This is a genomic window from Sutterella parvirubra YIT 11816 (assembly GCF_000250875.1).
GTDB classification, from domain to species: Bacteria; Pseudomonadota; Gammaproteobacteria; order Burkholderiales; family Burkholderiaceae_F; genus Sutterella; species Sutterella parvirubra.
This window is the reverse complement of sequence record NZ_JH604974.1, coordinates 1-2,154: the sequence shown is the minus strand read 5'-3', so window position 1 is coordinate 2,154 and position 2,154 is coordinate 1. Positions and strand designations below refer to the sequence as shown.

The 2,154-nt window shown below is 67.0% G+C and carries 2 protein-coding genes; both read left to right on the top strand.

Annotated features, from left to right (window positions below):
• Positions 1-31: 31 nt before the first annotated feature.
• Positions 32-1,468 carry an efflux transporter outer membrane subunit gene (locus HMPREF9440_RS05995; RefSeq protein WP_040764150.1) on the top strand — a complete coding sequence of 479 codons (1,437 nt, stop codon included), beginning with the start codon at positions 32-34 and terminating at the stop codon, positions 1,466-1,468.
• Positions 1,465-2,121, top strand: coding sequence for a TetR/AcrR family transcriptional regulator (locus tag HMPREF9440_RS05990; RefSeq protein WP_008542469.1), 657 nt, complete (start codon positions 1,465-1,467; stop codon positions 2,119-2,121). The genes HMPREF9440_RS05995 and HMPREF9440_RS05990 overlap by 4 nt, the downstream gene beginning before the upstream one ends.
• The last annotated feature ends 33 nt before the right edge of the window (positions 2,122-2,154 follow it).

Sequence of the window (2,154 nt, the reverse complement as noted above, 5' to 3'; positions counted from 1 at the left end):
GGACCGGCTCCGCCGGTCCGGCCAAGACCAAATGAAGAAAGTGTTTCGATGCTTGCCCCTCGTCGCCGTGATGGCGCTTGCGGGCTGTGTGAACCTCGCGCCGGACTACGTGCGCCCCGAAGCGCCCGTCGCGCAGGCCTGGCCCGAGGGCGAGGCCTATCAGCAGAGCGAGCTTCGCCGCGGGGCGCTCGCGCCCTGGCAGGAGATCGTCGCGGATCAGCGCCTTCGCCGCGTGATCGAGACGGGGTTGGAGAACAACCGCGACCTGCGCGCCGCCGCCCTGAACGTCGAACTCGCCCGCGCGCAGTACGGCGTCCAGCGCTCCGAACTCTTCCCGACGATTGCCGCCGCGGCGCAGAACGCCGGGCAGCGTACGCCCGCGACGCTCTCGCAGACGGGTTCGCACGTCACCTCGCACCAGTACACCGCGCAGCTCGCGATGTCGAGCTATGAGCTCGACTTCTTCGGGCGCGTGCGGAACCTGAACGAGCAGGCCCTTCAGGCCTACCTCGCTTCGGACGACGCGCGTCTTTCCGCGCGCAACACGCTGATCGCCGAAATCGCGATGGCGTGGCTGCAGTTGGGGGCCGACGTCCGTCAGCTCGAACTCCAGCGCGAAACGTTGGCGAGCCAGGAAAAGAGCTTCCAGCTCATGACCGACAGCTGGAAGCTCGGTGCGACGAGCCAGCTCGAGTACGAGCAGGCCCGCACGACCGTCGCCGCCGCGCGCGCCGCGATCGAGAGCTACGTCCGCGCGGTCGCGCAGGACAAGAACGCGCTCGAACTCCTCGTGGGCGCCCCCGTCGCCGACGACCTTCTCCCGAAGGGGATCGAATTGGGTGCGGTCGTCATGCCGAGCCTCCCCGAAGGGCTCCCGAGCGAAGTGCTCCTCAACCGTCCCGACGTCCGTCAGGCCGAGAGGAACCTGATCGGCGCCAACGCCTACATCGGCGCCGCCCGCGCCGCCTTCTTCCCGAGCATCTCCTTGACCGGCGCGCTCGGCACGAGCGGCACGGAACTGAGCCAGCTCTTCGGGAGCGGCAGCGGCATGTGGAGCTTCACGCCGAACGTGACGATTCCGATCTTCACGGGCGGGTTGAACCTCGCCAACCTGCGTGCGGCGGAAGCCTCGCAGCAGATCGCCGTCGCCAACTACGAAAAGGCGATCCAGACGGCCTTCACGGAGGTCGCCAACGCGCTCGCCACCGAAGGCACCGTCGAGAGCGAACTCAAAGCCCGCGAAGAGTATGCGGACGCCGCGGTGAAGGCCTTCAAGCTGTCGGAAAGCCGCTATGAGCACGGCGCCGCCGCCTACACCGAGGTGCTCGACATGCAGCGTGCGGCGGTCGCCGCCGAACAGCTCCTCATCTCGGCGCAGCTCGCGCGCGCGTCGAGCTTCGTCACGCTCTACAAGGTTCTTGGGGGCGGTGCGCTCGAAGAGCAGCCCGCCGAGGGTGACGCCAAGTGAATGAGGTCCTCTGCGGAAGTCTCGCCGAACGGCGCCGCCTCGAAATCATCGAGGCGGCCGAACGCTGCGTGATGAAGACGGGGCTCCACCGGCTCACGCTGCGCGACATCGCGCGCGAGCAGGGCGGCAGCCTCGGCAACATCTACAACTACTTCGCCAACAAGGAGGAGATCGTCGAGGCGATCGTCGAGCGCGAGACCGACCGGTTCATCGAGATCGCGGTGCAGGGCGGGAAAGCCCAGGGCGAAGGGACGTTGGGCGAGCGTCTGCGCGAACACATGACGTCCTTCGTCGACGCCTATCTCGACAGCGACGGCGCGCGCGTCGCCGTGAGCATCGCCGCCGAGGCGATGATCAACGAGCGCGTGCGCGACAACATCGCGCGCGCGAACCAGCGCCTCTACGAGGTGATCTCGAACGACGTGATCAACAACAGGCAAAACTCCTGGCCGATTCCGAAGGCGAAGATGCAGGCGCAGCTGGCGTTGAGCCGCTCCCTTCTCGAGGGGCTGCGCGTCACGGCGATCTTCAATCCGGGCATCGACCGGAAGGAGCTCCGCGCCGTCGCGATCGACCGTTTGGTGCACGGCATCCTCGCGGATTTGGCCGCCTCGAAGGGCGTCACCGTCGAGGACCTTTCGCTCTGGCCGTGATTTTCTCCCGACTTTTTTATGTTTTGGGCTGAG